Below are 5,049 nucleotides of genomic sequence, written 5' to 3'. Positions count from 1 at the left end.
TGAAACACACTTACGGCATTCATCAACTCATCTGCTTGCTCCATCATTGATTCCGCTGCGGCCGCGGCCTCTTCAACTAAAGCGGTATTTTGCTGCGTCATGTCGTCCATTTTCATTACAGCTTCATTAACCTGTTCAATGCCAGCACTTTGTTCAGTTGATGCAGCCGCAATTTCACTAATAATATCGGACACACGTTTTACAGAAGTCACGATTTCGTGCATGGTGTTACCCGCATTTTCTACTTGTCGGGTGCCTTCGGCAGTTTTGCTGACAGAATCAGTAATGAGTTCTTTAATTTCTTTTGCAGCACTGGCAGAACGCTGTGCAAGATTACGCACCTCACCTGCTACTACAGCAAAACCGCGACCTTGTTCGCCTGCTCTTGCGGCTTCTACGGCAGCGTTAAGTGCCAGAATGTTGGTTTGGAAGGCAATGCCGTCGATGACCGAAATAATGTCTTCAATCTTTTTCGCACTGGCGTTAATATCAGCCATGGTGGTAACAACTTCTGAAACCGCGTCACCACCCTTAATGGCTACACCAGATGCAGCTGTTGCAAGCTGGTTGGCTTGTTTGGCGTTGTCGGAGTTTTGTTTAACCGTTGAGGAAAGCTCTTCCATGCTTGCCGCTGTTTTTTCTAAAGAAGCTGCTTGCTCTTCGGTTCTACGACTCAAGTCAGCATTTCCCTGCGCAATTTCTTTAGCCGCAGTGCTAATGGTTTCGACCGCCACTTTTACCGTTGCGATTGGATTAACAATCATTTCAAGTGTTTCGTTCACGCCTTCTACAATCTTACGGAAATCACCTTGGTGGCTACTTGCATCGGCACGTACAGATACACGGCCATCACTGGCAGCATCGGCTAACATTTGCACATCACCAACCAATGCATTGATCGATTCAATACAAGTATTCAAATTGTCTTTAATATTGTTAAAGTCGCCGTTGTAATGGTCGGTAATTCTATCTGGAATGTTACCTTGCGCAATGCTATCCAAGTTGCTTGCTGCCATATTGAGTGGCGTTACAATTGCATCTAAAGTCGCATTTAAGCCCTCAACCACTTTACGATATTCGCCTAAATGCTGAGTTGCATCTGCACGCGTAGTCAAGACGCCATCTTCGGCTGCTTGGGCTAATAAATTGCCATCAGCCACCAGCGCTTTAATAGCGTGACCGCAGTCATTCAAGTTATTTTTAATAATATTGAAATCACCTTGATATTCTTGGGTAATTTCATTTGGAATCACTCCTTTTGAGAGATTGTCCACATAAGCGGCGGCCATATTCAATGGGTTAATAACCGCTTCTAATAAACGGTTCATACCATCGCTAATATCACGCAAGAAACCTGCTGGCAACGTAGCTACATCTAAGCGTTTATTCAAATTACCCGCAACGGTTTGTTCAATCAATTCCGCCACCTTTTCTTCTGCTGCAAGTTCGGCAGTACGGTCTATCCATTGAATCATACGGCCAATATAGCGGCCTTCAGAATTACTTACGGGGTTAAACGTCAACTGTAAATCCAAACCTCCCATTTTGGTGTTCATCACTTTTGTACCGGTCAAAGATGCAACATAATTGGCACGGTCTGCTTCATTTTCAATATAAGGGCCAAGTTTTCCTCCTAGTAATTTATCCACACTAAAATCTGGGTGACGTTTGGCTAATTCAGGGCTCATTTTCTTCCACAACTCAAAACCAGCGATATTCATGTAAATGAGGGTATTAAACTCATTTCCTACTGTAACTGGAATTGTGGAATGATCTAGAGCAGACTTAATTCGGTCTATACCAGCAAATGCTTCTGAATTATCGAAGTCAATCCGCGCTTTTAAAGCACGGTAGGCATCCATTACCAGCGTCAACTCGTCACGATGACCAGTACGAATCACCGCTTCATGTTCGATACCCTGCGCACTGCACAATAAATATCTAACGGCATCTCGCACGCGTGGCATGATGGCGCCATACAACAACCAACCCAACAATGCTGTAATTGCAATGCCCAATAGAATTGATCCTAGAATAAAGTTTCTATGTTCAATGTAGTTGGCGTGAGAAACTTCATTATCGTCTGTGGCCATTTGGCTGATTAAGATAGTGAGTTCACTGATTTTATCGGACAAAGGATCAATCGCAGGGTAAAGATCATTCGCAGTAAATTCCGCAATACGTTTGCTGTCTTGGCTACGCAATATGTCTTGTAGTTTCGCTGTGGCATCATTTGCCTTAATAAACAAAGGTTGAATTTCAGCCACAAGTTTCTTTTCTTCTGGTTCTAACTTACCAGAAGTGTAAAGCTTCCACTGTTTATCTACTTCCTTTAAAGCGATTTCAACATTTTCCTGGCCTTGTGCCATCGTCAAATTGCCATTGCGCACTTTATGCGAGGTATCCACAATATTCACGGCGTACATATCTGCCACGACTTTGAGCTCTCTTAGTGGCAGCACATGCCCAAGATAAAGGGCTTCAGCGCTTTCATTACTCTCTTTGGTCCCAACATAGCCAATGTAGCCAAGTGTTAAACTGGTAACTGCGACCGCCATAAAAATTGAAACGATTCTTGATTTCAAGCTAAAGTTGCGCTTAATAGTGCGTAGCTTACCTTGCATGGTTTCTACCCAACTTTGCCCTTCTCTAAGCACTTGGTGGTAGCGCATTGCGCCTTCAATCTGCTGGCGAGTAGCTTTTTTGCGTACTGAGATAAACCCGGCCGCTTGACCATTTTCAACAAAAGGCGAAACAATGGCCTCTACCCAGTAATGGTCCCCATTTTTACAACGGTTTTTCACAATACCGATCCAAGGCTTACCAGTTTTAACCGTATTCCATAAATCTGCAAAGGCCTCTGGTGGCATATCAGGGTGACGCACAACATTGTGACTTTCACCGATAAGTTCTTCCTCTGAGAATCCAGAAACTTCGATAAAATCACGATTCACAAAAGTAATCTTACCTTTTAGATCAGTCTTGGACACAATCAGTAAATTGTCCTTTAGCTCAACTTCATGTTGCGTCACGGGCATATTGATTTTCATTTTTTTCTCGCTTTACTATTCAAAATATTGATCGAACAATTCATTGCAAATCTAAAATTCAGCGCTTGCTGACATACTGAATTTATTTCAACATCTACAACTTAAATCAGATTGCGGAACAAGCCCGCAATGGCAGTCAGGCTTAAAACTCTTCCCATTCGTTGTTATCCGTACCTGTTTTTACCACGCGAGCAGGCGACTCAACCTTGCCCTGCATGGCTTGAATGGCACTGATGGTTTTCTTAGAGGCTGTAGCAAAATCACCACCAAGTAACAATCTAGCTGCATCTTGATTTTTCTCGTGCACACAATGCACGATTGCCCCTACCGACTTGTGGAATTCAGCATGGGATGCGCGTAAGTTTTTATATTCTTTTAATGAAGAATACCGCACCGCTGGCCCATGAATCCACTTACCTAAGTCGCATTTATCATCACAAGATACCGCAGACTCATCAAAATCCTCATGAGATTGTCCGCCAACAAACTGTACTAAACGCATTTTCCATTTCGCATGGGCATTTTCTGCATCTTGAAACGAAAATGGCTTTTGCTTAGCGGATGAATTGGCTGTTGTTGCAGTAAATTTATGTGCAGATGCGGTTTTACGTTTTGCATTGTTTGCTGATTCATCTAATACAAACACACTCACCACGTCCGCCATTTCTTCGGATTGCTCCATCAGGGATTCTGCTGCCGCAGCGGCTTCTTCAACCAAGGCAGTGTTCTGCTGTGTGACATCGTCCATCTTCATAATCGCATCGTTAATTTGGGCAATACCTGCGCTTTGCTCTGTCGAAGCGGCCGCAATTTCGCCAATGATGTCAGTGACGCGTTTTACTGCGCTAACAATCTCTTGCATGGTTTCACCTGCAGATTCCACTTGACGCGTACCTTCAGCAGTTTTGCCTACCGAGTCGGTGATGAGTTCTTTAATTTCTTTGGCGGCACTGGCTGAGCGTTGGGCGAGGTTTCGTACTTCTGCTGCCACTACAGCAAAACCACGACCTTGTTCGCCTGCTCTTGCGGCTTCTACCGCGGCATTGAGCGCAAGGATGTTGGTTTGGAAGGCAATGCCGTCGATGACGGAAATTATGTCTTCAATCTTTTTCGCGCTGCTGTTGATGGCGCTCATGGTGCTAACGACTTCGCCGACGGCGTTGCCACCTTTTACCGCTACGCCGGAGGCGGCTATTGCAAGCTGATTGGCTTGTTTGGCGTTGTCGGCATTTTGTTTGACGGTGGAAGATAGTTGATCCATGCTGGAGGCGGTTTTTTCTAAGCTGGCGGCTTGGTCTTCCGTACGGCGAGATAAATCCGCATTGCCTTGGGCAATTTCTTTGGCGGCGGTATTAATCGCTTCGGCCGATTGTTTGACTGTGACAATCGGTTTTACGATCATCTCGAGGGTTTCGTTCATACCAATGACGATTTTGCGATAATCGCCCAAGTGGCGGCTGATGTCAGCGCGCACGGTAACGCGGCCTTCACGGGCGGCATCAGCGAGCATCTCCGCGTCGGCATTTAAGGCTTTTAGGTTGCTGCGAACTTGCTCAATCGCCTCGTTCACGTAAGCCTTTTTACCAGGAAACTGCTCAAGTGGTGCATCAAAATCACCTTCGCCAAACGCCTTGACACAAGCCAAAGCTTTTTCTGTTAGTTCCATTTGCCCAGCCACAATATGATTCACCGATTCAGCAATTTCACTAAAACCGCCCTTAAATAAATGGGCATGCAAGGCCATGTCAATGTTACCTTTTTCGTGCTCAGCGGTAACCCATTTTACCGAATCAACAATGCCTTTAAACTTGCCATTGAGGCGGTCTAAATTCTTATTGATTTCGGCTTTTTTACCCGGGTATTGCGGAATCTGCACATTAAAATCACCATCGCCAAGCGCACGCACCAATTGAATCATCTGCTCTTTTTCTTGTACATGGCCGCCCACCATCGCGTTTACGCCATGCACCATTTGCGCATAAGCACCCTTGTATTTGGC

The 5,049-nt window shown here is 45.0% G+C and carries 2 protein-coding genes; both read right to left on the bottom strand.

Annotation, left to right across the window (positions count from 1 at the left end; genetic code table 11):
- Positions 1 to 3,050: methyl-accepting chemotaxis protein (locus tag HOO90_RS06590; RefSeq protein WP_292841144.1), on the bottom strand; the 3,050-nt coding region annotated here is incomplete at its 3' end.
- A 142-nt stretch (positions 3,051 to 3,192) separates the two neighbouring features.
- Positions 3,193 to 5,049 (bottom strand): methyl-accepting chemotaxis protein (locus tag HOO90_RS06585; protein WP_292841141.1); only part of this gene is annotated, 1,857 nt, incomplete at its 5' end.

It is taken from the genome of Methylotenera sp., from assembly GCF_013141425.1.
Taxonomy (GTDB): domain Bacteria; phylum Pseudomonadota; class Gammaproteobacteria; order Burkholderiales; family Methylophilaceae; genus Methylotenera.
This window is presented reverse-complemented; position numbering and strand designations above follow the sequence as displayed.